Below are 23,218 nucleotides of genomic sequence, written 5' to 3' on the forward strand. Positions count from 1 at the left end.
GTTCGGTAGATTTTTATGACAATATATTTTCGCCTGACTGACCAATTTTTTTGAACTGGTTTACGGTATTTTTCTTGCCGCCATCGGGGGGCTTTTTCCGGTAGTTAAGCCTGACCGGGATGTGAGAAAAAACTCGTTCATTTTCAATCACTTTCCACTCTTCTTTCATTTTCGAATCGCCAAAGCGTTATTCCGTTCCGGCTGACTATTCTTGCGCTGAGAAATTTGACCGCTCCGTTACTTCCTTCTAGCCTTCTGCGCGCTTTCCGGTATCGTCCACCCCCATTTTTTCGACCTGGGTTCGGCTACCGGAGAGCAGACACCAGTCACCTTGTGTGACCTTCACAATAAGAACAATTCCGGTACGGATATCTTTTTTCTGTGCCGCTTCAGAGAGAAAACAAAATGGTAAGTTACAAATCCCTTCTAGCCGGTCTGGCTATTTCGGCAACCGCCACATTCGGGCACGCCGCTACCATCGTCAATGGGGGTTTCGAGGATGGTTTTGATAATTGGAACGAAGTGGACCCTGCGGCAATTTCCGGCGTGGCCTACAGTGGTTCCAACTCGCTCAAAATCTCCGGTAGCCCGGCTCGGGTGCATCAGGTGGTAAACGTGAAACCCAATACCAAATACACCCTGAGTGCCTATGTGCGCGGTAAGGGCCAGATTGGTATCAATGACCTGAATGGGCTGTTTAAAAACAAAAAGTTTGACGTGAGTGACTGGACCAAGGTATCCCGTACGTTTACTACCGCCGGCACCAATTCTTTACAGGTATTTGCTAAACATAACAACAATACCAGCGATGTACGCTTCGATAATTTCTCACTGGTGGAAGAAGGTGGTTCATCCACACCCCCCAGCTCCGGCGGCAGCAAGCTGCCGAGCAGCATAACCGAGGGCACCATTTTCGATCTCGAAGGTGATAACCCGGATCCAGTGGTAAACGATTCCACCCTGTTATTCCTGCCTCTGGAAGCCCGTTACACCTCACCCAACGGCAACGGCTGGCGCCATGAGTACAAGGTAAAATCGAGCCTGCGGGAAGCCATGACGGATACCTACGAGGAATTTTCAGCGAACATCAAAGTGGAAATGTCCGACGCGGGTAAAACCATAATCGCCCAGCACCACGCCAGTGATACCGGCACCATCATGAAGGTGTATGTTTCCGACTCGCGGGAATCCGGTTTCTTCGACAGTGTGGCGGGCAACGGCGTGTTCGATGTGTATGTGCGACTACGCAATACCAGCGGCAACGAAGAGAAGTATGCGCTGGGCACCATCACCAGCGGTGGTTCCTTCGATCTGCACGTGCTTAACAATTACGGGGAAGTCTATGTAACCGCTCTGGGCCGGACCTACGGTATTCCTGTGGAGGACGATTCCGCATCCTACTTCAAGTTTGGCAACTACCTGCAATCCCAGGACACCTATACCATGGAAAACTGTGGCGAATCCGGTAATTCCAGTTCATTCGCGGAGTGCTTCGACGACCTGGGGATTACCCAGTCGAAAGTGACCATGACGGATGTACGCTATACACGGGTCACCAACTAAGAGTTTTCACCAAGCGGGCATCAAAGACACCGGGTGCCCGCGCCCATCGCGCTTCTCACGCATTGCCTGGCGATTACTTTCGGTACAGATCTCCGAAGAAGTCCCCTTGTTTCCACCTCGGTTTCTCATCCGCATCCGTCACCTCCCGCGCTATCGCATAGTTCACCTCAGCAAACTGCTGGGCGGCGGTGTAGTTGATCTGCTCGTCGGCTTCGTCGCTGGGGCGGTGATAGCGGCTTTTCAGGAATTCAATCTGCGCACTGGCGCCGTCGATCTTGCTGTCGATCGCGTCGCGGCCGGTGATCAGGTAGATCGCCGGAACTCCCTGCCGAACGAAACTGTAGTGATCGCTGCGTACGAAGATGACTTGCTCGGGCATCGGGTCGGGGCTGAGTTTCAGGCCCGCGCGCTCTGCCGCGCGGGCGGCGGTTTTGCCGAGGCTCGAATGCTCGGCGCCGAAGGCGATGACGTCTTTGAACGGGTACAGCAGCATCGGCATATCCAGATTGATGTTTGCCACCATGGATTTCGGCGGTACCGGCGGGTGCTGGGCGAAATAGTCGGAGCCGAGCAGGCCTTCCTCTTCGGCGGTGACCGCGACGAACAGGATGGAACGGCGCGGGGCGCGGCCGGATTCCACAAACAGGCGCGCGACTTCCAGCATGACGGCAATACCGGCGGCATTGTCCTGGGCGCCGTTGTTGATCCGATCCAGCGGGGCTGATTGCGATGCAGATGGACCGGAAACCACGGCATCGTGACCGCTCCGGGGTGCATCATGCCTGCCCGGTTTATCCACCCCGATATGGTCGAGGTGCGCAGAAAAAACCACATACTCGCCTTTCAGATCCGGATCGCTCCCCGGTAGCAGCCCCACTACGTTGGGGCTGATCACCTTGCGGTGCTCGGCGCGGCTGGTGAGGGTGGCGGTGTAAGGCAGCGGGAAACCCGCGGGCACCAGGCCGTTTGCCGTTTCGGTAAATATGGTGTCGAGACTGCGCTCGGCACCCATAAACAGCTGTTTGGCTGCCGGGATATCCAGTAACACCCCCGGGTGCAGCCCGGGATTGGCATTGCCGGGAATATCGTCTGCGCGCACCCAGTCAAAGCTCGGGTCCGGTATATGCTCAGCGGAGCGGGCAAATGGACGGCGATACTCCCGGGCGGGGGTGTTGAGTGTGATATAGCCGACGGCGCCGTGGCGGGCGGCAGTGGCCCGTTTGCTGCGGCCGGAGGCAAAGTGGGCACCCACTTCGTTGGGCAGGCGCTGTGGTCGTCCGTCCAGCATCACCACGATCTTTCCCTGCACGTCCAGGCCGGCGTAATCGTCGAGGCCGAATTCCGGGGCCTCGATACCATAGCCCACAAATACCAGCCCGCCATTAGTGGCGGTATCTTCGCTGATGGCGGGCGGCGCGGCGATGAAGTCCGACCCCAGCTCAAAGGTGATATCCCCCTCACGGCTGTGCAACATCAGCGTGGCGCGATGGGCACTGTGTGTCGGCCAGCGGGCCTCGCGGAAGGGCACCTGCTGGAAATAATCATCGCCGGTAATCGAAGTCAGGCCAAGACTGGCGAAACGCTGTGCGACATAGTCCGCCGCCTGCTGATAGCCGGCACTGCCGGTCTCGCGGCCCTGCAGGGCATCGGCGGCCAGAAAATTCACATCGGCGCGCATGGCGGCCACATCGGCTGTCGGTATGGCCTGGAATTTTGGCAGGGAGCTACAGGCACTGATCAGGCCGCTGCACAACACGGCGGCAACCAGTGCCGGGAATGCGAACTTTTTTGAGCGGGTGGCGGAGACAGCGGAAGTTTCGGCGCGGGACATGCTGGGCTCGGACTTGTTATGGGAATCGGCGCCAGCTTAGCACGCTCGCCGGTGGGACACCGGCGACAAATTGGGGAATTGCGAAGGCGATTGCAGCGGTTCAGTGACCTGGTTGCAGGCGGGTAAAACTGCTGGCGACGGCCTGCTCAGCCAGCTCGTGGGCGCGGTCTGCGCAGAAGTCGCCGTGCCCTGCAAGCATATGCTGAAACGGCAGCTGCAGGAGCCGCTGAAAGTCGGCTGCCAGCCAGCGGTGATTGTTCTCACTGTCCGGTGTGGCACGCCGACACCACCCTGGCGCCACCTGCATCCCCTGATGCACCCCGCTGAGTCGCAGCATCCATTTCCCCGCCCAGTTGCACGCGGTCCAGCTGTTCCAGTACTGCAGCGCGTCGCAGGTGAGCAGCAGGCCGCCGGCCTGGGGAATCAGCAGGGCCGCTTCCGGTACCTCGCTGTTACTGAACTCAAACACTCGACCACCGGTCACCGGGCAGGTACCGCCATCAACAAGAAACTGATCGGCGGGGGGCAATGGGTAGTGATCGGAATGGGACTGCCGCCAGAAAAATACGTTGAAACGGTCCCGGTAGTAGAGGTCGTCACAACCGTGGAAATAGCCCAGGCGTACCGCCTGACACACGGTGCCAAGCTCGGTGAGCCGCTCCTCCTGCACCGGGTTGAGACGTACCGGGTTGACCAGCAGCAATTCGTCGCCGCTACGCACGATACCCATGTTGCGGTTTACCAGCACCCCCGGGGCGATACGGGCCTGCCCCCGCACCACAAAGAAATCCGGCAACAGCTGGCGAATGGGTCCGTGGGGAAGCGGTGGCGGATAGGCGATATGCATGGTCGGCAAGGAGCTCCTGTGCGGCACTCCCTGCCATCAGTGGTTTACAGCGCGCACTGTGGTAACGGTCTCAGCTGTACTGCAGCCGATTGCTGATGCCACTCAGAATCTGCATGGCATGTGCCGAATCACAATCACGCACCAGGACATGTTCATGACAGCGGGCGGATACCACGTTGACCGGGATACCCGCATCCGCCAGCTCTCGCAGGATGATGGCGGTCAGGCCCGGCACCTGTACACCCGCAGCGTAGTGCAGGGTAATCTGGCGGTAATCGTCTTCCACGGTGAGTTTTGCATTTTCAGCAATCTGGCGAGGCAGCAGTGCACAGATGCCTTCCCGCTCACGGAAAATGCACCGGCACTCAGGCAACAACTGCCGCAGCTGTTCTTCATCCAGGTTACACAGGCCCAGGCGCTCACGGTCCAGAATGGGGGTAAGGCGCATTAGCAGCTGATCGATTTTTACTTGGGCATTCATCGGCGATCTCTCCTGGATTGGTCTTTCACCCGCGCCTTGGCGCTGTTTCCGGGTTTTTGGTTTGGCAGTTTGCCCTTGGGTTTTTGCACCGCCGGGCCAAACTTTTCACCTTCAAAAGTGGGTTCCCCTTCCACCGGTGTGGTGTCCACCAGCTGCTCCCCCTGCTGCTCTTCCTGCTCCCAGCGATCCAGAGCCATATCGATATCGTTTTCGATATCCATGCGCGGGAAGGTGGGACAGGGTGCGTCTTTTTCCGGGTTGTGCCAGCCAGACAGCGGCGCCACAAATACCACCAGGGACTTGTGCAGATAGTTGCGGCCGATACTCGCTTCGGTCCAGGTGGTCTGCCAGGCGTACTTGCCCTTTACCGCGTAATCACTTTCGTAGGATTTGAGAGTGAGAAAATACGGATACAGGCGGCCGCCGCGGCACACGATGCGGCGCTCGGTCTTGATATTGGCCATCTGCGTGAAGGGGTCGAAGTACCAGGTTATGTCGTAACCGTAGGAGAACTTCATCTTGTCGCCGCGGCGACTGAAAGCATAGGAGCGGCCGGTGCCGTCCTTGTTGAGGCTCCACACATGCTGGGCCTCTCCGTCCCGGGAAATCAGCCAGTTGCCCACCCACTGATCCGCTTCAAGACGGGAATCCACATCCCAGCCGGGGTACTGACCATCTTCCGCGGATTCGGGCTCCGATTCCCTGGCTGCGGATTCGCTTTCCTCGTCAGCGGCGATGGTTACCGGTGCCAGAACCATAGCGGCCAGTAACAGAGTGCTGTGACTGGCGGTGCGAAGTGTCTGAATAAAGCGTGGCTGCATGACTGCCGAACTCCACTTGCGCTTTATTCGTCCCTGAGAAAGTTGCCGTTGCCGCTGACCGGCGCCGGTGCCATCCTGCACCGACGCGGGCCCCGATACTGCTACCTGTGCCGACATGGGCCGGGGCCAAGGCTTGACTGGGCCCAACCCTCAGTTCCCCGCGGAAGCGGTTTGCTGGGATTCACTGCGGTCGCGCTGGTACAGATTCGGGCACTCGGCACCGTGATTGGGGGTTTCCCAGTCCGCCAGACGGCGTTGGAAGGCCAGAATGCCGCCGTTGTGCTGGCGCCAGTGACGGCCGTCGATCACGTTGAAGTCTAGGGTGACGGGGCTCCAACCGGTAAACTGCGCGTACACCATGCCGCTGTTGCAGTGCAGGGTGCCACCGGTACGAATCCGCACGGTATCTCCCTCAAACCGCCAGGAAATGGCGAATCCATGGGTGAGCTGGCCGTCTTTACGGAAACCGTGGGCATACCCGGTGCCGTCGGCCTTGAGCTGCCACACGAGCTGTTCATCCCCCTGCCCAACCACCAGCCAGTTGCCCACCCAGCTTTTGGCGGCGGCCTGATCCGGGGTGTGCTCCTGCGCTTCGGCGAAGGTGGGGAGGATTAGAAAGACTGCAAATGTGAGGGCGTAAGCCTGCAGCAGGGAGTGGAGGACGGGACGGAAGGACAACTGACGCAACAACTTCATGCGGCACTCTTCTCTGTTGGATTCAACGACTGGCGGTTATTTGATCAACCTAAATAAAAGCCTAGTCGTAAATCTCAACTGTGGCAGCAGAAGCGACAATTTTCTTTGATTTCGCGCCACGCGACGCTATTGATCCGTTTTTTCCAGTGGCTGCGCTACAGGGTAGTTACCTGGTCCGCCGTCGGCGCAGCCCGAACCACAACAGGGCGCCCACCGCGAGAGCGGCGAGAAACAGCAGCGCTGCCCAGCCGTAAATGGCACCCCCGCCGGTCGGCTGCAGCAGTTCGCGAGCCTTCACCACATTTCCCAGCAGTCGTTGGAATTTCTCGATCACTTCGTTGGACGGTGCCCGCTGCAGAATCGCGTCCCGCAGCCCCTGCCACTGTTGATCGAGCTGGGTGGCAAGTGCGGGATTACGCGCCGCCAGTTGCGCGCGCGCGGGCTGATAACCGGTGCGCAGAGCAAGCATGATCTGGTGATAGGCACTGGCGGCATCGCCGCTGCGATAGGTGGACTGGGCGAGATACAGCAAGCCGGCGGCGCGTGCCAGGGGATGCTGCAGCGCGCGAGTTTCAACCGGGTGCGCACGCCACCACATCAGGGATTCCCGGGCCTCCTGTGGAAGTGTGGCCGGGCGCAATACCGCGATACCCGGTAGTCCCACCAGGGCGGGATAGCGCTTGGCGAGCTTTGGGGCCGGCGCCAGCTGCGGCGCACTGAACGAGGCCACCTTCACCGCAAGCGCCCAGCGCTGCCGGCTGCTGAGATCCCCGTCTACCGCCTGGTCATGGGCATCATTGCGGGTGGGTTCCAGCACATTGTAGAAATCGTAAAGACTCAGGTTCGCCATCCGTGCCGGATCGTTCAATGCCCGCTCGGGCTGGTCGGCGGCGCCGTCGATACCATGACAATGCTGACACCGGTCCTGATACAAGGCGCGGGCCTCACTGGCTGGTGGCAGGGATTCCGCCGGGGAACGCGGCAATTGATAGAGAGCAGCGAGACGGTCGGCAGCGGCGTTGGCCTGGCGGCGCACCGCCTCTGCGGACGCTTTGTCGGCGATGGCGCTGTTGAGGGACTGTAGCGACCCCAGCAACTGGGTACGGCCGGGCCTGTCCGGCAGCTGCTCCACCAGGCCACTGGCAAATTCGGTATTGTCCCGCGTCTGCCGGTAGAGGCTCCGGTCGGCGACCGCCCCTTCCTGAACCGCCTCCGGATAATCCACCGCCACAAAGGACAGCAGGCTGACCGCACGGGCGGCGATATCCTGCTGCTCACGGTCGGCGCTGTCCGATGTCTGCGCCGCGTTCAGCCCGGCCCACAGCAACAGGCACAGGCTGCATAGCCAGGACGCAATCTGCGGAGAACACGGTGGCAGCGGGCGAGTCTGGAGCATTGTGATTCTGTTGGTCTTAATAGCGACACCCGTTTTCAGCCTAGCAGTGCTGGCCGCGGCAGGGGCGCACAGTCAGCCGGGTGGCATGGGATACCGGTCACCCGGCCACAAAAAACCCCGCGGCTGCGGGGTTTTCGGTGGGCGGTGCGGGCGATCAGCCTTTTTCGCTGCGCTCTTTCTCCACCAGGAAGTCCACCACGTCCAGCATCATCTGCTGTCCGTTGGATTTGCCCTTGAAGCCCGGCAGCGAGGTGCTGACACGGTATTTGCCAGCGACAACCATTTCCGGTGTTCCGCTCAGTTTATACGCGCGCTGCTTGGCCTGGCCCTGCTTCACCTTGCTGTTGATGGCGAAGCTGTTCATCAGCTTGACCGCTTTTTCGCCATCGGCACCGGCTTCACTGAAGATCTCGGCAATGGCCGCATCATCCGGCTTCCACTCGCGACCATCGCGGTTGGCGAACATTTTGCGCTGCTGGGCGATGGCGCCAAAGATGGGGGCGTGTACCTGGTCCAGAACACCCATGGCATCGGCGACGTAGAACATGCGCGCATGCACTTCCATGACCGGCTGCCAGATTGCTGGAATCTTCTTCAGCGTCACGTCGGCGGGCATGGTTTTCTGCCACTTTTTCAGCGGTGTCTCGAAGTGATAGCAGTGGCCACAGCCGTACCAGAACAGCTCGGTGACCTCGATTTTGCTGTCGTCATCCTGGGCGACGGCCTGGGGCAGCACTTCGTAATGCTGGCCAGCCTTGAATTTGCCCGGGGCTTCCTGAGCACAGGCGGCGAGGCTCAACAGCATGGTAAATAGTGCGACGACGGCTCTCATAGGTACTTACTCCAAACTTTTATTCTGGGTGACGGACAACGCTTGGCCAGAGGATACTCCGCTGTAACTGTCGCCCGGCTGAATATAGACCGCGAAGATTATTGAAGTTCCCACCGCCCGGTGCAACCCGCGCACGGTGGCCAGAAACAAAAAGACCGGTCAGTGACCGTAATGCTGTTCACTTAAGCGGAGCAGCACGACGATTCACCGGATAGCGGGTTTTGCTGATCTTTACCGTCCTCGGCCTAGAAGGCCGAGGACGGTCCTCTAAAAACAGGTTCCCAATCCCCGCCCTAAGCTCCGATAAGCGCGCTCCAGTCCTTGATAATGGCTGAGCCGCGGCCATGACAATCAGCTGCGCAGCAATATACTGGCATGCGAACTTAAAGCGTATCCTGGCTGGGTTTCCCCCGTGAGCGACCGCTGCCTGGCTTGCCTCTCGACGTATCACGTTGTACGCCAACAGTAGCCCCCACACTTCCTGATAAACCAGTTCCACGGTCTTGCTACGTAGGGTGACGGCGTTGTGCTGCATGGAACTTTTGATGTCACGGAAGCCGATTTCGATTTCCCAGCGCTCTTGGTAGAGCCTCGCAACGGCTTTAGTGCCATAAGTATCTGCCGGTAGCGAGGTAAATACCGTTTTGTTTTTGCCATTATGCTTGTAGCTCACTGCTCGAACTTCCCAGTACTCGGGAAGGGCCGGATTGCGCTTCCGAGCCTGGGGGGAGACCTTCATTCGCAGTAGTCGATCATTTTTGTTGTAGACCTCCACTGTCTCACTGACCAGGCCTTTGCGCTCGGGGATCAGCCAGTGGCGTTGCGTGTTCTGATCCGCCCACCGCAGCAAAAGGTCTGCACTCCAAAAACCCTTATCAAACAGGGTTACGGAGGCTTCCGGCACCTGATTCATAAACTCATCGGCCAGGCGTATTTCGCTGCGTCGGTAAGGGCTTAGCTCTGCATTCAGAAGTACATGTGAACGTACGTTCATTAGAGCAACCAGGCGCATAAGAGGGTACGGAGTTTGCCGGTTTGTGCTCGTGTTACCGGAGCCAAAATGATCTCGCAGCTCAGGAGTATCTTGAGTGCGCAACAGCGCGCCATCGACAGCGAGAACTTGCAATCCTCGCCATTCATCTTCGGGGTAACGCTCATGTCCCCAGTGCACCCCGGTACGTTGAAATAGCCACTGAACGGGGTTAGCACCAAGACGCTGTCGCGCCTTTGATACCCCGCTTGGCGCCAACAGGCTATCGTTCGCGAGCCCCTGAGCACAGATATTGAGCCTGCGGGCAACTTCTGAGACCGGTTCATTCCTGAACAGGGCCATGCCCAGCACGAGCCAGAGTACCTGATCGGCGGGAAGTCGACGGCGGCGAATAGTGGCTTGCGAGGATAACTGCAGAGCGGAATCCACCCATTCAACGGGAATGTTCTGGGTGAAGGTACTCAGGTCACAGAAGGACTGGAGGGCATCAATATCGAAGAGAGACTGCTGAAGAGACACAAAAAAATCCGGTTTCCTGATCTGGAAACCGGATTTTCCGGGGCCCCACCTTAGGCTGCAATGCTTAAGTGAACAGCATTACGGTCAGTGACCGGTCTTTTTGTCGGATAGCGCACATGCTGAGGCTTATCTGATCGCGTGGTGGTTATTCGGTCAGGCCTGCCACGTAGTTCGCTACCGCCTTGATTTCGGCGTCCGACAGCTGGCGAGCCACGGTGCGCATGGTGCGGGCGTCGCCATCGTTGGCGCGGGTACCCTCGCGGAAAGCCTTCAGCTGCTTTTCCACATACTCGGCATACTGCCCGGAAAGGCGCGGATAGCCGGCGGGCGCATTGCCCTGCCCGGTCGGGGAGTGACAGCCCATACAGGCCGCCACACCGGTGTCGGCATTACCCGCGCGGAAAATTTTACGACCCAGCTCCAGCGCATTCACGGTGTCGCCGTTGTTCAGCATGACGGTGAACTTCTCGGATCCAGAGATCTGGATGTTCTGGGAGGCGAAGTAGGCAGCTACGTCGGCCATATCCTGATCGTTCAGGTTGTCCAGCATACCGGTCATTTCCGGTACCTTGCGGGTGCCTTCCTTGATGTCGTGCATCTGCTTGAGCAGATATTTCTCACCGAGACCGGCAATCTTCGGAAAGGTCGGCGCCGGGCTGTTGCCGTCAACACCGTGACAGGCTACACATGCCGCAGCCTTGGCCTGTCCCGCACTGGCGTCACCGGCAGCGTGTCCCACCTGGGCGAAAGCTACCATCCCCAAAGCCAGAGCGGCCTTCTTTATAATGCTGTTCATACGTCGTCCTGTTGCGCGCTGAAGTTTTGCATTCGATCTTCGCTGTCGACGGCAACCATACGCCGGGCAGCCATCAGCGACGATAAAACCGCGGCATTATATACTTGCGCGCCATCTGAGTGTACCGGGAAGGCCCATGTCCGAATCCAATGTAGAACGAATCAATTTCCGCCGCGCGGAATTCCTCACCAGCGCGCCGACCCTGGCGGAGTGCCCGGAGGATTCCGGCGCCGAAGTCGCCTTCGCGGGCCGCTCCAATGCAGGAAAGTCCAGTGCCATCAATGCGTTGACCGACAACAGCAAGCTGGCGCGCACCTCCAAAACCCCCGGGCGTACGCAGCTGATCAACTTCTTCCGCCTGAATGAGCAGCAACGGCTGGTGGATCTGCCCGGTTACGGCTACGCCAAGGTGGCGCGCTCGATGAAGGACGAGTGGCAACGCCATCTGGCCTTTTACCTGGAACAGCGCCACTGCCTCAAGGGGCTGGTACTGCTGATGGACATCCGCCAGCCGCTCAAGGAGTTCGATCTGCAGATGTTGAGCTGGGCCACCACTTCGGGTCTGCCCACACACATTCTGCTCACCAAGGCGGACAAGCTGAAAAATGGCCCTGCTAACAACGCGCGCTTTGCGGTGGAGAAAGAACTGAAGGCGCTGGAACTGGACCGCAATGTCACGGTACAGATTTTTTCTGCGCCCAAACGCAAGGGGCTGGACAAGCTGGAGCGCCAGCTGAACCAGTGGCTGTCACTGGCGCCGACACCGGCTGCCGACGGCGCTCCGGAAAGCGATGAAGGTGGCGAACACTGACCCGCATCAAACACCGCTGGAGGGCTGTTCACGCAGACTTTCGAGCAGAATCCGCCGCAGCGTGCGGCGGGTGCTGGGGGAAAGTCCACGCAACTGTTCCGCGGTCAGCTGGCGGCGGGCAATCAGCGATACCAGAGTGCGCTGACTGATCTGAACGGTTAAAAACGTTTCCGGACGGGCCATGGGGGTACCTTCAGTGCAACCGCGGCGCCGCTGTGGCGGCACCGGCGGGGATTGGCAAACCACCGCTGCCCCTCACCCGCTCGGCCACCCCAGGGGGCAAATCTGTTGCGCCGGTGTACAGGGTGCGAATGCAGTCGGCGGTCAACTGGTAATTGGCCTTGTCCCCCAGTTCCCGAGCGAGACGCGAGCTGGATGTCACCAGAACATAGTTGGCGTACCCGCTTTCCCCGTGCTGACGGTAGGCCTCCATCAACTGACGCGCGCTGTCGGTAAAACGCACGGTCGCCACCGCGTATCCGGGGGTACGCTTCAGCAGCAGAAAATCTGCCAGCTCAAACGCACAGCCCAGAAACGGAATGGCCTGCCCATGTTTGCCCTCCTCGCATAACATAGCGCCGCGCTCGCTCCATTCCAGCCACGCCTGTTCTGCACGGCCGCTATCCTCCATCAACCACTGGCGGTGATTGGCACATAAAAATCGCAGGTTCACGAACTTCTCCATTGTCTTCCCCAAAGGCGCTGCCGCGGGGCACTGCCCGATGGCAATTCCGTATGCCCGGCTCCCCGGTACAGAGCGGATCCGAACAATTAAAACATGCTAATGCGAAGCATTATCGTTTGCAATTGTCAGGATAGGTTCTTGCTGGCATTTCGGGTGATTTGCGCCGCCAGAAATCGTCTAGACTAAAAACATGCCGCTCATATTTCGCGCACACCGCAAGGTGAGAGAATGCGGAGGCGGTCTCACAGGATGTTTCTTGGGCTTCGCGTGAATGTGTTTTGGGGAAGCTTGTGGACAAGTCGCCCGGCGGGCGGCGCTATTACCTGGCATGTAGGCGGCGCCGGGTAAGTAAGAAAACCGCAGGCAAAAAAAAGCCGGCAGATTGCAGCTGCCGGCCAGGGGTCAGTGTCCTTGGGGATGGACACTGGGGAGCCGCGTCCAGGGGGACGGACGCGACCTTGGGTTCTCACCCAAATTCCACTGCATCCGATGCGATTCCTTCAACACCAAATCCTTCAGTACAAAGACTAAGCTGGGGCACCAGGGTTCCCCACTTTTTTTCGCTGTTCGGATGCTGCAACTGTATCCCACCTATCCTGCCGTTGCGGGCAAAAAATTCCGGTTCTGAGACTTTATTCCCCGCAGCACATCAAAACTTTCCGCTTTCGCGCAATTTGTAGCCAGATTCCCCACGAAAAATTCCCGCCCTTGCCGCGGGAGCGTACAAATTTCGGGCAAAAAAAAGCCCCGATGGGGGTAGCTTCGGGGCGAGGGGCTTCTGACTAAGCTTTGGGGGATGATGTTGCAATCCAACGATCTTGCTTAGTTAGAGGGGCCCTTTTGTCGTTTGTTCCGCAGGTTGCGAAAAAATTAAAAAAATTCGCTGATATTTTTTCAGGTTCGAAGGAAACTGTGCGGCTTCGCACACTGTAGCTTCTGGATCCCGGGTCGAGCCCGGGATGACGTAGTAGCCGGGGTGATATAGTAGCCGGAGTGACGTCTTGGCCGGGATGACCAAGGCTCCGTCATGCCGGACTCGATCCGGCATCCAGTGAGGCCCAGCCGACAAGCGCATATTTGATCAATGCGCTTCATCCCAGTTGGCACCCTCGCCCAGTTCGGCAATCAGCGGCACATCCAGTTCCGCCGCGGCCTGCATCAGTTCGGGGATGCGTTTAACCACCTGTTCCCGCTCGTCCGCCGGCACTTCCAGCACCAGTTCGTCGTGCACCTGCATGATCAGGCGGGTCTTGAGCTTCTCGTCCCGCAGCCATTGGGCCACTGCGATCATCGCGCGCTTGATAATGTCCGCTGCGGTGCCCTGCATGGGCGCATTGATGGCGGTGCGCTCGGCGGCCTGACGCTGCATGCCGTTGCGGGAGTTGATCTCCGGCAAATACAGGCGGCGGCCGAACAGGGTTTCCACATAGCCCTTGTCCGCGGCCTGCTTGCGGGTGTTTTCCATATACGCCAGCACGCCCGGGTAGCGCTCGAAGTAGCGGTCGATATAGGTCTGGGCGTCCGCGCGGGGAATATCCAGCTGTTTGGCGAGGCCAAACGCGCTCATGCCGTAGATCAGGCCGAAATTGATCGCCTTGGCGCGGCGGCGCTGTTCGTCGGTCACGTCCCCTGCCGGGACTTCGAATACTTCCGCCGCGGTCGCGCGGTGAATGTCGGCCCCCTCGGCAAAGGCATCCAGCAGGCCTTTATCGCCGGACAGGTGCGCCATGATGCGCAGCTCGATCTGCGAGTAGTCCGCGGCCACGATTACACTGCCACCGTTGATTCTTGGATCGGCCACAAACGCCTGACGGATGCGACGGCCCTCTTCGGTGCGGATCGGAATATTCTGCAGGTTGGGATCCGAAGAAGACAGGCGCCCGGTAGCGGCCACCGCCTGATGGTAGGAGGTGTGCACGCGACCGGTGGCCGGGTCGATCATCTGCGGCAGTTTGTCGGTGTAGGTGTTTTTCAGCTTGGCCATACCCCGGTACTGCATGATCAGCGCCGGCAGCTTGTGGGAAAGCGCCAGCTCCTGCAGTACCGGCTCCGCGGTGGACGGCGCCCCTTTGGGGGTTTTCTTGATGACCGGAATTTCCAGCTTTTCAAACAGAATGGTGCCCAGCTGCTTGGTGGAGCCGAGATTGAACTCCTCTCCCGCTTCCTCGTACGCCTGCTGTTCGAGGTCCCGCATTTTCTCTTCGAGCTCGCCGGACTGTTTTTTCAGCATGGCTGCGTCGATATAGGCCCCGTTGCGCTCAATATGGGTGAGCACCGGCACCAGCGGCATTTCAATCTCATCGAGCACTTTTTCCAGGCTTGGCTCTTTGGCCAGGCGACCGCTCAATTCCCGATGCAGACGCAGAGTGATGTCGGCATCTTCCGCCGCGTAAGGCCCCGCCTTGTCCAGCTCGATCTGGTTGAAGGTGAGCTGCTTGGCGCCCTTGCCGGCGATGTCTTCAAATTTGATGGTGGTCTCGCCCAGATACTTCAGCGCGAGAGTATCCATATCGTGGCGGCTGCCGGTGCTGTTGAGCACGTAGGATTCGAGCATGGTGTCGCGGGTGATACCGCGCAGCTCGATTTCGTAGTTGGCTAGAATGTGGCTGTCGTACTTGAGGTTCTGGCCGACTTTTTTGTAGTCGTCACTTTCCAGAATCGGTTTGAGCTTGGCCAGCGCCTGGTCGAAATCAACCTGCGCCGGTGCCCCCATATAGTCGTGGGCCAGGGGCAGATAGGCGGCTTCGCCGGCTTCCACCGCAAAGCTCATTCCCACCAGTTTGGCCTGCATATAGTTGAGGCTGGTGGTTTCGGTGTCGAAGGCGAAAACGTCCGCCTCCTTCAGCTTTTCGATCCAGGTATCGAGTTCTTTTTCGTCGAGAATGGTGGTGTAGTTGCGCTCGACGGTCATGGCCTCGGCGGCGGACTCGGCATCGCCGTCACCCTGCCCAGACAACTCCTCCACCCAGCTGCGGAATTCCATTTGCTTGAACAGCTCGCGCAGCCTGTCGGTATCCGGCTCGCCGTTGGCGAGGCGCTCAGGCCGGTAGTCCATTTCCACATCGGTCTTGATGGTGGCGAGCACGTAGGACATATCCGCCGCGTCTTTGTGTTCGGCCATTTTCTTGGCCAGGGTTTTCGAACCGCGGAAACCCAGCGGTGCGATGGCATCGAGATCCGCGTAGATATCCTTGAGGCTGCCGATACCCTGTAACAGCGCCAGCGCGGTTTTCTGACCCACGCCCGGCACGCCGGGAATGTTGTCCACCTTGTCGCCCATCAGCGCGAGGAAGTCGATGATCAGCTCCGGACCCACGCCAAACTTCTCTTTGACGCCCTCTACATCCATGACCGTGTTCGACATGGTGTTCACCAGGGTCACCCCCGGGCGCACCAGCTGGGCCATGTCCTTGTCGCCGGTGGAGATGATCACGTCCATGCCCTGCTCTGCGCCCTGCAGCGCCAGGGTGCCGATCACATCGTCCGCTTCCACCCCGTCGATCACCAGGCGCGGCAGTCCCATGGCGTCGATGATGTCGTGAATGGGCTGGATCTGTGCGCGCAGGTCATCCGGCATCGGTGGACGCTGGGCTTTGTATTCTTCGAACAGTTCGTCGCGGAAGGTTTTGCCCTTGGCGTCGAACACCACTACTACCGGGCTGTCCGGGTGCTCCTTGAGATGTTTCCGCAGCATGGAGATGACACCGCGCACCGCGCCGGTAGGCTGGCCATCGCTGGTTTGCAGTGGCGGCAGGGCGTGGAAAGCGCGGTAAAGATAGGAGGAGCCGTCCACCAGAATCAGTGGTGCGGAAGAGGACTTGGGGTTGCTCATAGACAGTCGGGAATTCGATTTGCGTGGGTCGGATTTGTTGGGCGACAGGATACCCGCGTTGAAAAAATTTCGCTCGTGCAGCGGCCGCGGAATTTGGCGCTGCGCCGTTCAATCCATCGTCACCGCCGCGCCAGTCATCGCAGTGTCACCCCCGTTCCGGCCGCAGCTTCTAGGCTTGGTATAGGGAAGTCGCAGCGAGGCACAACATCATGAAATCCCACCTAAACATCCCCCTGGTATTGACTCTGGGGTTCTCTGGCGCGGCCTTAGGCGATGGCGCCGATCAGCAAGATCTGCACCGGCAGAAGGCTGCCGGCTCGGCCTATGCCGCTGAGACCATGGAACATGTAGAGACCAACACCTACCAGATACCGGAAGTGGCCCGGCAAGAAGGTAGCACCGTCAACAGCTACCTGGTGGAGGAGCAAAACCGCGAGCAGTACCGTCAGGAGATGTTGAAGCAAAAAAATCGGCGCGCGCTGCTGAGCAATGTGCGCAGCGCACAGATGCAGCAGGTCAAGGCGTTCCTGGAAGAGGCACAGCAGAGTGAGCAGGTCGCGCAGGAATCCGCGCCAGAAGCACCCGCGGAAGCGACGGCGCGGCCGATGGAGCAGATAACCCCGGCTCTTCTGGAAGAGGAGGCCGACCGCGGCGCACCAGCGGCCGACGTGAAACTGCAGACAGAAGACGAGAATCCGGTGGAAGCGGCGCAGGAGCCTTCCTGAATCGCTTCGCGATCCTCTCTGATCAGGCCTATTGCGCGCTGCGGTCCGGGATCCGCGCAAGACACAGACGTGCGTCGGCCAGCAGCTTTTCCATCAAGTCCCGATAGCTCGCACCTTCCGCCATCGTGATGCCCAGCGGGTCCAGCGCCTGATAGCCAAGGTTCAGATTGGTGGCCGTCTGGCGGTCCCGATCATTTGCCGGTGCCTCGCCAAACAGGCAACCGACAACTGCGGACGGATCCTCGTCCAGTGCGCGGCGCTTCTGCACCAGGGTCCGCGCCCCGTGCTGGTGACCGGAGCCAGCGCCCAGACTTTCCACCGCCACCCCGGCCGCGCCAAAAAAGTGGCTGTAGGCCTGGTGCGTGGTAACGATAGGGGCATCCTTGTAGGCCCAGAGTGCGCGGTCCTGTACCTTCTGAAGATTGGCCATGGCGCGGGAAAAGTCTCGGGCACGCTGGCGATAGTCCTCGGCATGCTCGGGATCGGCAGTAGCCAGCCGGGTAGCAATCATCGCCGCCATCACCGCGGCATTGCGCGGCCGCAACCACAGGTGCGGGTCGGCAGCGTCTGCCCCGGCATACTCGTATGCAGTCTCATCGGCCAGCAGCACCAGCTGGCGCTCGTCCGGCACCAGGGCCATCTGTCGCGCCAGCACCGACTCCATGGCCGGTCCCATCCACACAACCAGTTGCGCCGCTTCAATCCCCATGCGGTCGGATACCTTGGGGGCAAAGTGGTGGGGATCACCATTGCGGATCAGCTGATGCACACTGGCCTGATCCCCAGCGACCTCCCGGGCGATCATCGCCAGCGGGCCAATGCTGGCAACCACCTTCGGGCCCGCCGCCGCCTCATCCGGTTCCCGGGGGGCGCAGCCACCTGTCGCGACCAGACTGGTCACCACAATCATCAGGACGGAAAGCAGGCGAAGGACAATTTCGGACATCAACTGACGGCTCACGGGGCGTTCATTCGGTTCATACTGGACAGGCGCCGCTGGCGACACCCAATTTAGGGGATGCGATATAATCACAGCCAGCTTACACTCGCCAGCCAAATCCCACCTTTTAAACCCGTTAGTCATCCGGTCTGGAATTCCCTTGAAGAGTCCGCAGGAGAGCCCCCAAACCCTACACGCACCGTTGATCCGCGCCCACCAGGTGGGCCTGGAAGTCGCCGGCCGGCAGTTATTGCAGGATATTTCCCTGGAATTGCGACCCGCCGAGATTGTCACCGTCATCGGCCCCAACGGCGCCGGCAAAACCACACTGTTGCGCCTGCTGCTGGGGCTGACCCGGCCCACCTCCGGAGAAGTGGAGCGACTGCCGGGGCTGCGTCTGGGGTATATGCCCCAGCGTCTGCAGATCGATGCCACCATGCCCATGACCGTAGCGCGCTTTCTGCAGCTGGGGATTGAGGGCGTGAGCGTCTCAGACGCGCTGGCCCGGGTGGCGGCCCCCCATCTGGCCGGCTCGCGCCTCGCGGATCTGTCCGGTGGTGAGATGCAACGGGTTCTGCTGGCGCGGGCGGCAGCGCGCAAGCCTCAACTGCTGGTGCTGGACGAACCCACCCAGGGTGTCGATCTGGGCGGTCAGAGTGAGGTGTACCAGCTCATCGCGCAATTGCGTGACGAGCTGAAGTGCGGAGTGTTACTGGTTTCCCACGACCTGCACCTGGTGATGGCCGCTACCGATCGTGTGCTCTGCCTCAATCAGCATATCTGCTGTCACGGGCATCCCGAGCAAGTCAGTCGAGACCCCGCCTACCTGGAAATGTTCGGCGATAAACTGGCCCCCTATACCCACCACCACAATCACCACCACGATATCGGCGGTGAGATCGTGGACGAAGACTGCAATCACGACCACGATCACGCGGTGACCCCGCCACCATCGCGGACCGGGACGCGCAACTCGGGGGAGCGCAACTGATGGACTGGTCGCAGATTCTGCACTCTACCTTTCTCTGGTACGCCCTGGCCGCCGGCTTGCTGGTGGCTCTGGTGAGCGGTCCGCTGGGGTGCTTCGCAGTATGGCGGCGTATGGCCTATTTCGGCGATACCCTCGCCCACTCCGCACTGCTCGGAGTTACCCTGGGCTTTGTGCTGCATATCCAGCCGACGCTCGCGGTGGTGGTCAGCAGTTGTCTGCTGGCGTTCTTACTGGTGTATTTTCAGCGGCGTCAGAACCTGTCCGTGGATACCCTGCTGGGGATCCTGTCCCATTCCATGCTGGCCCTGGGGATCGTCACCGTCAGCCTGCTGGATATCAATGTGGATCTGCTGTCGCTGCTGCTTGGTGACCTGCTGGCGGTATCCACCCAGGATCTGGTGCTGATGGCCATTGCCACTCTGGTGATCGCGGTGTTGCTGTTTTTCCTGTGGTCGAAGTTGCTCGCCTTTACCCTGCACGAGGAGCTGGCCGCTGTAGAAGGTGTCAAAGTAGAACGTGTACGCCTGGCACTGATGCTGATGCTGGCGCTGCTGATCGCCATCGCCATGAAAGTGGTGGGGGTACTGCTGATCACCGCCCTACTCATCATTCCCGCCGCCACCGCCCGGCGCATTTCCACCACCCCGGAACAGATGGCCGGCTTCGCCTCTCTGATCGGCTGTGTTTCGGTGACCATCGGCCTCGCCGCCTCGGTACTCTGGGACAGCCCCGCAGGGCCGTCGATTGTGCTGGCGGCGGGCGTTATCTTTCTCTTGGGTCAGTTCTGGTCCAGAAAGGAAGCGTGACCTACACAATCCAATTTCCTGATTCTACCCTTCAGGGAATCACCCCGGGTATTGCAGCAGGGTCATATGCAGTAGGTTTACTCCCCAATGGGCCAGCACACAGGCCCAGAAGCTGCCGCGCAGTTGCCACAGCAGCGCGTAACCGAGACCTGCCAACCCAACCAGCGACAACAGGATGAGCGACACGGCCCAGCCGGTATGCAGATAGGTGAACAACACCGTCACGATCACGGTCGGGATCCACGGCCAGCGGTGTAGCCATTGGCCCAGTCCGCGCTGCAGTACCCACCGGAAGAAACCCTCTTCCGCAATACACACCACCACCAGATTGAGCAGTGCGGCAAGGGCGATCGCGGCGGTGAGCTTGGGTTGGAACTCCAGGAAGAAAGCGCCGATGATTATCGGCACGACGATGGCGATGGCCATCAGTGGCAGGTCTTTGCGCTTTAGCGGTTGCGGGCGTACCAGCATATACAGCACCAGCGTGAGTGCGATGACCGCCTTGGCCGGGCGGAAGCTGGGATATATCTCGCTGCCGTTATGCAGATAGGGTTCCATCAGCAGGATATGATCGTTCCCGGGTATAACGCCACTGGTCACCACCAGCATCAACAGCGCGGTGATAATAAAACTGAGCGCCTTTTTCCAACCCCGAGCGGTGTCCATGGCCACCAACCCCAACCAGATGACCGGCGCGAAGACACCGATCCAGCCAAAGGGAATGGACAGCAGACAGAGAAATGCGGCAGGCACCCAGAGCGCTTTGCCCTCGATGGGCGCATCGGCGGCAATCACCGGCACCCCCCGTTGTACGTTGAGTGAAAACATAGAAAATCCATTTTCAGCGAATTGTCAGCTTGTTCAGCCCGTTAACCCGAGTTCGGAAACGAGAACAGGCGCTATCATAGCGCCTGTTGGGAAGCCCTACCGTGATCGTGGTCGCTCACCCGTTATAAGTGGCCCGCATGGAACGGTACGTCAGTTTCATTTTCGCCGGGTCCAGAGGCGCTTTAAAAAAGCCATGATAATGCCCACGGGGATTGATCAATACCACCTGTGACCCATGATCGACGGTGTAATTGCCGTCATCCAGGGGCACCTTGTTAAAGGGTACGTTGAGCTGATTGGCAAAGCGTTTCAGGTTGATGAATTCGCCGGTTACCCCATAAAAATCCGGATTGAAGTAACGCACATACTCCTGCAATTGCAGGGGTTTATCCCGCTGTGGATCCACCGATACCAGTAAAATGTCGGTGTTCTCGCGGGTATCGTCATCCAGCGTCTGATAGAAACGGTTCAGCGTCGACATGGTCGTCGGGCATACATCGGGACAGTGGGTGAAACCAAAAAATACCAGAGTCCAGCGCCCGGCCAGCTGGGTGGTTTTGAAGGCGCTGCCACTATCCGCAATCAGTTCAAATTCATCCAGTATGCGCGGGCGCTCCAGTTTAATGGCCCCATTGGCCCGCAGTTCCGTGTCGGTAATGACCCGCGGCTGATTCATTTTGTTCAAAAAGCCCGCCAGTACCGCGACCATAAACAGCACCAGCACAGCGACGGTCAGAAAAATGCCGCGTTTCTGCGCCGCTGTATGTTGCAGGTTCTCCCCCATTTCAGACTCCGCTGGTAGGCAGCGCTACCAGGTAGTGATCCAGTAGCATGATGCAAAAGAGTGCCATCAGATAAATGATCGAATACTTGAAGGTCTCCATGCCCGCGTTGGGGTTTTTATTCCGCAACATTTCAATGGCCCAGTACAGGAAACCGATTCCCAGTACCACCGCACCCAGAAGATACAGCCAGCCGAGCATGGCGGTGGCAAAAGGCAACAGGGAAACCGCAAACAGGATGAAGGTATAAAGCAGAATATGAATCTTTGTGTATTGCACCCCGTGGGTGATGGGCAGCATGGGAATTTCTGCCTTGGCGTAATCGTCCCGCCGGTGCACCGCCAGCGCCCAGAAATGCGGTGGTGTCCAGGCAAAAATGATCAGTGCCAACAGCAGGCCGTGGCCGTGTAGATCACCGGTCACCGCAACCCAGCCCAGCAGGGGTGGGGCGGCGCCAGCGAGGCCACCGATCACAATATTCTGCGGCGTGGCCCGCTTCAGAAACATGGTGTAGACCACTGCATACCCCAACAGAGATGCCAGGGTAAGCCAGGCGGTAAGCGCATTGACGAAGGCGAGTAGTATGGCCATACCGGAACAGCCCAGCGCCAGCGCGAACAGCAGCGCTTTTTGCGGCTCGACCCGGCCGCGCGCTACCGGCCGATTGGTGGTGCGGGCCATTTTTATGTCCACATGCCGGTCCACCAGATGATTGACGGCGGCGGCGCCACCGGCGCAGAGGGCAATGCCTATATTCCCCAGAATCAGAATATCCAGTGGCACCATCCCCGGAGTGGCCAGCAGCATGCCGATCACCGAAGTGAGGATCATCAGCATCACCACCCGCGGCTTGGTGAGTTCGTAGTAATCGCGCCATCCGGCGCGGCGGACAGTGACTGCCTGGGTACTCATTGCTACCACCTCGTTTTCATTATTATTGAGGTACTACTAAACCCTCTACGCTACATCTTTATGCTCTATGCAAACTTTGTTACGGATAATTCTTGATGGCCGGCTGCACGGTGTTGATCCGATAGCAGAAGGTCAGCAGACTCAGCAACAGCAGTGCTGCGCCGGCGTTGTGAGCCACGGCAATCGGCAGCGGCAAGTACATCACCACATTGGCAATTCCCAGGGCCACTTGCAAGCCCAAAACCAAAAGTAGCCCCTGTCCCCAGCGGGGTGAGCCGGCGCGCCAAGCGAGGATCGCCAGCAGGCTGACGATCAGCGTGACAATGATTGCGCCGATACGGTGGGTCAGATGGATTGCGGTGCGCGCATCGCTCTCCAGGGCACCACCGAGATAATTCGGGCCTATCTGCTGGGCAATATTGAATCCCTGACGGAAATCCGCTTCTGGCCACCATTGATTGTGACAGGTGGGAAAATCCGGACACGCCAGCGCCGCGTAATTGGAGCTGGTCCAACCGCCGAGGGCAATCTGCAGGCTGACGACGATTACTGCCACGATCGCCAGGGGGCGCAGTCTCTGCAGCGCGGTGTACTCGTGGGGGGGAATCAGCCGTTTGCGGTAGCGCAGTCGCTCCGACAACATCCACAAGACCGAGAGAGTCGCCATACCGCCCAGTAAGTGCAGCGTAACCACTTGCGGCCACAGTTTGAGAGTAACCGTCCACATGCCGAAGGCGGCCTGCAGAATGATCAGACCCAATAGAATATGACTCTGGATAAACCCTCGGTGACCGCGGCGACGCCAGAACAAATAGGTGAGCCCCGCCACCAGTAACAGCAGCAGCCCGGCAAAGTAGCGATGTACCATCTCCGGCCAGGTTTTATCGGTTTCTACCGGTGTATCGGGGAAGGCGGCATTGGCCGCAGTAATTTCATGGTGTTCATCGGGCCACAGCAGGTGCCCATAGCACCCGGGCCAATCCGGACAGCCCAGGCCCGCATCGGACAGACGCGTGAACGCGCCCAGCACCACGACCACCAGTGCCAGACCGGTACCGATCAGCGCCAGGCGAAAGCGCCAGTCTTTTTTATAGTTCTTGCGCAATTCCGTGACGTCGGATTCCACATCCATT

Annotated in this window: 23 protein-coding genes; 5 read left to right on the forward strand and 18 right to left on the reverse strand. The window is 59.3% G+C overall.

The features are described 5' to 3' along the window. Positions 1–13: 13 nt before the first annotated feature. Entirely contained in the window at positions 14–169 is a 156-nt protein-coding gene (locus LRR79_RS02680) for a hypothetical protein (RefSeq protein ID WP_231758877.1), read from the reverse strand. Positions 170–405: 236 nt separating this feature from the next. Between LRR79_RS02680 and LRR79_RS02685 the strand changes: the two genes are divergently transcribed. Further along, positions 406–1,563, forward strand: coding sequence for a polysaccharide lyase family 7 protein (locus tag LRR79_RS02685; RefSeq protein WP_231758878.1), 1,158 nt, complete (start codon positions 406–408; stop codon positions 1,561–1,563). 73 nt (positions 1,564–1,636) lie between these two features. Here LRR79_RS02685 and LRR79_RS02690 read toward each other — a convergent pair whose 3' ends face one another. The 9 genes from LRR79_RS02690 to LRR79_RS02730 form a co-directional block, all read right to left on the reverse strand. After that, on the reverse strand, positions 1,637–3,394 hold the full coding sequence (locus LRR79_RS02690) for a M28 family metallopeptidase (RefSeq protein WP_231758879.1): 1,758 nt from the start codon (positions 3,392–3,394) through the stop codon (positions 1,637–1,639). A gap of 100 nt (positions 3,395–3,494) precedes the next feature. Further along, positions 3,495–4,241: a hypothetical protein gene (locus LRR79_RS02695; protein WP_231758880.1), complete on the reverse strand. Its 747-nt coding sequence runs from the start codon at positions 4,239–4,241 to the stop codon at positions 3,495–3,497. A 70-nt stretch (positions 4,242–4,311) separates the two neighbouring features. Then, complete coding sequence (locus LRR79_RS02700) at positions 4,312–4,722, reverse strand: ACT domain-containing protein (RefSeq protein ID WP_231758881.1); 411 nt, start codon at positions 4,720–4,722, stop codon at positions 4,312–4,314. Next, positions 4,719–5,543 carry a hypothetical protein gene (locus LRR79_RS02705; protein WP_231758882.1) on the reverse strand — a complete coding sequence of 275 codons (825 nt, stop codon included), beginning with the start codon at positions 5,541–5,543 and terminating at the stop codon, positions 4,719–4,721. The genes LRR79_RS02700 and LRR79_RS02705 overlap by 4 nt, the downstream gene beginning before the upstream one ends. Before the next feature lie 150 nt (positions 5,544–5,693). Next, positions 5,694–6,239 carry a hypothetical protein gene (locus LRR79_RS02710; RefSeq protein ID WP_231758883.1) on the reverse strand — a complete coding sequence of 182 codons (546 nt, stop codon included), beginning with the start codon at positions 6,237–6,239 and terminating at the stop codon, positions 5,694–5,696. 166 nt (positions 6,240–6,405) lie between these two features. Continuing rightward, entirely contained in the window at positions 6,406–7,635 is a 1,230-nt protein-coding gene (locus LRR79_RS02715) for a cytochrome c (RefSeq protein WP_231758884.1), read from the reverse strand. A 154-nt stretch (positions 7,636–7,789) separates the two neighbouring features. Then, positions 7,790–8,467: a thiol:disulfide interchange protein DsbA/DsbL gene (locus tag LRR79_RS02720; protein WP_231758885.1), complete on the reverse strand. Its 678-nt coding sequence runs from the start codon at positions 8,465–8,467 to the stop codon at positions 7,790–7,792. 178 nt (positions 8,468–8,645) lie between these two features. Beyond that, positions 8,646–9,950 (reverse strand): IS4 family transposase, encoded by a 1,305-nt coding sequence (locus tag LRR79_RS02725; protein ID WP_407665237.1) that lies wholly within the window; start codon positions 9,948–9,950, stop codon positions 8,646–8,648. Positions 9,951–10,122: 172 nt separating this feature from the next. Further along, positions 10,123–10,773 carry a c-type cytochrome gene (locus LRR79_RS02730; protein WP_231758887.1) on the reverse strand — a complete coding sequence of 217 codons (651 nt, stop codon included), beginning with the start codon at positions 10,771–10,773 and terminating at the stop codon, positions 10,123–10,125. Positions 10,774–10,909: 136 nt separating this feature from the next. On the opposite strand from LRR79_RS02730, the gene yihA reads away from it, so the two are divergent. Continuing rightward, on the forward strand, positions 10,910–11,584 hold the full coding sequence (gene yihA, locus LRR79_RS02735; RefSeq protein ID WP_231758888.1) for a ribosome biogenesis GTP-binding protein YihA/YsxC: 675 nt from the start codon (positions 10,910–10,912) through the stop codon (positions 11,582–11,584). 6 nt (positions 11,585–11,590) lie between these two features. Here yihA and LRR79_RS02740 read toward each other — a convergent pair whose 3' ends face one another. From LRR79_RS02740 to polA, 3 genes are all read right to left on the reverse strand, one after another. Further along, the gene (locus LRR79_RS02740; protein WP_231758889.1) at positions 11,591–11,767 is read right to left on the reverse strand and encodes a hypothetical protein; all 177 of its coding nucleotides are present in this window, start codon (positions 11,765–11,767) and stop codon (positions 11,591–11,593) included. 10 nt (positions 11,768–11,777) lie between these two features. Next, entirely contained in the window at positions 11,778–12,269 is a 492-nt protein-coding gene (locus tag LRR79_RS02745) for a hypothetical protein (protein ID WP_231758890.1), read from the reverse strand. A 1,081-nt stretch (positions 12,270–13,350) separates the two neighbouring features. Then, the gene (gene polA / locus LRR79_RS02750; RefSeq protein ID WP_231758891.1) at positions 13,351–16,101 is read right to left on the reverse strand and encodes a DNA polymerase I; all 2,751 of its coding nucleotides are present in this window, start codon (positions 16,099–16,101) and stop codon (positions 13,351–13,353) included. A 209-nt stretch (positions 16,102–16,310) separates the two neighbouring features. On the opposite strand from polA, the gene LRR79_RS02755 reads away from it, so the two are divergent. Then, positions 16,311–16,826: a hypothetical protein gene (locus LRR79_RS02755; protein WP_231758892.1), complete on the forward strand. Its 516-nt coding sequence runs from the start codon at positions 16,311–16,313 to the stop codon at positions 16,824–16,826. A gap of 28 nt (positions 16,827–16,854) precedes the next feature. Here the strand turns inward: LRR79_RS02755 and LRR79_RS02760 are convergent, their stop codons facing one another. After that, positions 16,855–17,787 carry a metal ABC transporter substrate-binding protein gene (locus LRR79_RS02760; protein WP_231758893.1) on the reverse strand — a complete coding sequence of 311 codons (933 nt, stop codon included), beginning with the start codon at positions 17,785–17,787 and terminating at the stop codon, positions 16,855–16,857. Positions 17,788–17,968: 181 nt separating this feature from the next. Here LRR79_RS02760 and znuC point away from each other — a divergent pair, with 181 nt between their 5' ends. Both znuC and znuB read left to right on the forward strand, forming a co-directional pair. Further along, positions 17,969–18,757 (forward strand): zinc ABC transporter ATP-binding protein ZnuC, encoded by a 789-nt coding sequence (gene znuC, locus LRR79_RS02765; RefSeq protein ID WP_407665238.1) that lies wholly within the window; start codon positions 17,969–17,971, stop codon positions 18,755–18,757. Next, complete coding sequence (gene znuB, locus LRR79_RS02770; RefSeq protein ID WP_231758895.1) at positions 18,757–19,563, forward strand: zinc ABC transporter permease subunit ZnuB; 807 nt, start codon at positions 18,757–18,759, stop codon at positions 19,561–19,563. The genes znuC and znuB overlap by 1 nt, the downstream gene beginning before the upstream one ends. A 39-nt stretch (positions 19,564–19,602) precedes the next feature. Here znuB and LRR79_RS02775 read toward each other — a convergent pair whose 3' ends face one another. The 4 genes from LRR79_RS02775 to LRR79_RS02790 form a co-directional block, all read right to left on the reverse strand. Then, positions 19,603–20,391: a CPBP family intramembrane glutamic endopeptidase gene (locus LRR79_RS02775; RefSeq protein WP_231758896.1), complete on the reverse strand. Its 789-nt coding sequence runs from the start codon at positions 20,389–20,391 to the stop codon at positions 19,603–19,605. A 115-nt stretch (positions 20,392–20,506) separates the two neighbouring features. Beyond that, positions 20,507–21,175 (reverse strand): SCO family protein, encoded by a 669-nt coding sequence (locus tag LRR79_RS02780; protein WP_231758897.1) that lies wholly within the window; start codon positions 21,173–21,175, stop codon positions 20,507–20,509. Position 21,176: 1 nt separating this feature from the next. Beyond that, positions 21,177–22,085 carry a heme o synthase gene (gene cyoE / locus LRR79_RS02785; protein ID WP_231758898.1) on the reverse strand — a complete coding sequence of 303 codons (909 nt, stop codon included), beginning with the start codon at positions 22,083–22,085 and terminating at the stop codon, positions 21,177–21,179. 79 nt (positions 22,086–22,164) lie between these two features. After that, positions 22,165–23,217: a COX15/CtaA family protein gene (locus LRR79_RS02790; protein WP_231758899.1), complete on the reverse strand. Its 1,053-nt coding sequence runs from the start codon at positions 23,215–23,217 to the stop codon at positions 22,165–22,167. Between the last annotated feature and the right edge of the window lies 1 nt (position 23,218).

Source organism: Microbulbifer elongatus, from assembly GCF_021165935.1.
GTDB lineage: Bacteria > Pseudomonadota > Gammaproteobacteria > Pseudomonadales > Cellvibrionaceae > Microbulbifer > Microbulbifer elongatus.

Excerpts from the sequence above, each read along its gene's own strand:
- LRR79_RS02680 (WP_231758877.1), bottom strand. The coding sequence starts at position 169 with ATGAAAGAAGAGTGGAAAGTGATTGAAAATGAACGAGTTTTTTCTCAC.
- LRR79_RS02685 (WP_231758878.1), top strand. The coding sequence starts at position 406 with ATGGTAAGTTACAAATCCCTTCTAGCCGGTCTGGCTATTTCGGCAACC.
- LRR79_RS02690 (WP_231758879.1), bottom strand. The coding sequence starts at position 3,394 with ATGTCCCGCGCCGAAACTTCCGCTGTCTCCGCCACCCGCTCAAAAAAG.
- LRR79_RS02695 (WP_231758880.1), bottom strand. The coding sequence starts at position 4,241 with ATGCATATCGCCTATCCGCCACCGCTTCCCCACGGACCCATTCGCCAG.
- LRR79_RS02700 (WP_231758881.1), bottom strand. The coding sequence starts at position 4,722 with ATGAATGCCCAAGTAAAAATCGATCAGCTGCTAATGCGCCTTACCCCC.
- LRR79_RS02705 (WP_231758882.1), bottom strand. The coding sequence starts at position 5,543 with ATGCAGCCACGCTTTATTCAGACACTTCGCACCGCCAGTCACAGCACT.
- LRR79_RS02710 (WP_231758883.1), bottom strand. The coding sequence starts at position 6,239 with ATGAAGTTGTTGCGTCAGTTGTCCTTCCGTCCCGTCCTCCACTCCCTG.
- LRR79_RS02715 (WP_231758884.1), bottom strand. The coding sequence starts at position 7,635 with ATGCTCCAGACTCGCCCGCTGCCACCGTGTTCTCCGCAGATTGCGTCC.
- LRR79_RS02720 (WP_231758885.1), bottom strand. The coding sequence starts at position 8,467 with ATGAGAGCCGTCGTCGCACTATTTACCATGCTGTTGAGCCTCGCCGCC.
- LRR79_RS02730 (WP_231758887.1), bottom strand. The coding sequence starts at position 10,773 with ATGAACAGCATTATAAAGAAGGCCGCTCTGGCTTTGGGGATGGTAGCT.
- yihA (WP_231758888.1), top strand. The coding sequence starts at position 10,910 with ATGTCCGAATCCAATGTAGAACGAATCAATTTCCGCCGCGCGGAATTC.
- LRR79_RS02740 (WP_231758889.1), bottom strand. The coding sequence starts at position 11,767 with ATGGCCCGTCCGGAAACGTTTTTAACCGTTCAGATCAGTCAGCGCACT.
- LRR79_RS02745 (WP_231758890.1), bottom strand. The coding sequence starts at position 12,269 with ATGGAGAAGTTCGTGAACCTGCGATTTTTATGTGCCAATCACCGCCAG.
- polA (WP_231758891.1), bottom strand. The coding sequence starts at position 16,101 with ATGAGCAACCCCAAGTCCTCTTCCGCACCACTGATTCTGGTGGACGGC.
- LRR79_RS02755 (WP_231758892.1), top strand. The coding sequence starts at position 16,311 with ATGAAATCCCACCTAAACATCCCCCTGGTATTGACTCTGGGGTTCTCT.
- znuB (WP_231758895.1), top strand. The coding sequence starts at position 18,757 with ATGGACTGGTCGCAGATTCTGCACTCTACCTTTCTCTGGTACGCCCTG.
- LRR79_RS02775 (WP_231758896.1), bottom strand. The coding sequence starts at position 20,391 with ATGTTTTCACTCAACGTACAACGGGGGGTGCCGGTGATTGCCGCCGAT.
- LRR79_RS02780 (WP_231758897.1), bottom strand. The coding sequence starts at position 21,175 with ATGGGGGAGAACCTGCAACATACAGCGGCGCAGAAACGCGGCATTTTT.
- cyoE (WP_231758898.1), bottom strand. The coding sequence starts at position 22,085 with ATGAGTACCCAGGCAGTCACTGTCCGCCGCGCCGGATGGCGCGATTAC.
- LRR79_RS02790 (WP_231758899.1), bottom strand. The coding sequence starts at position 23,217 with ATGGATGTGGAATCCGACGTCACGGAATTGCGCAAGAACTATAAAAAA.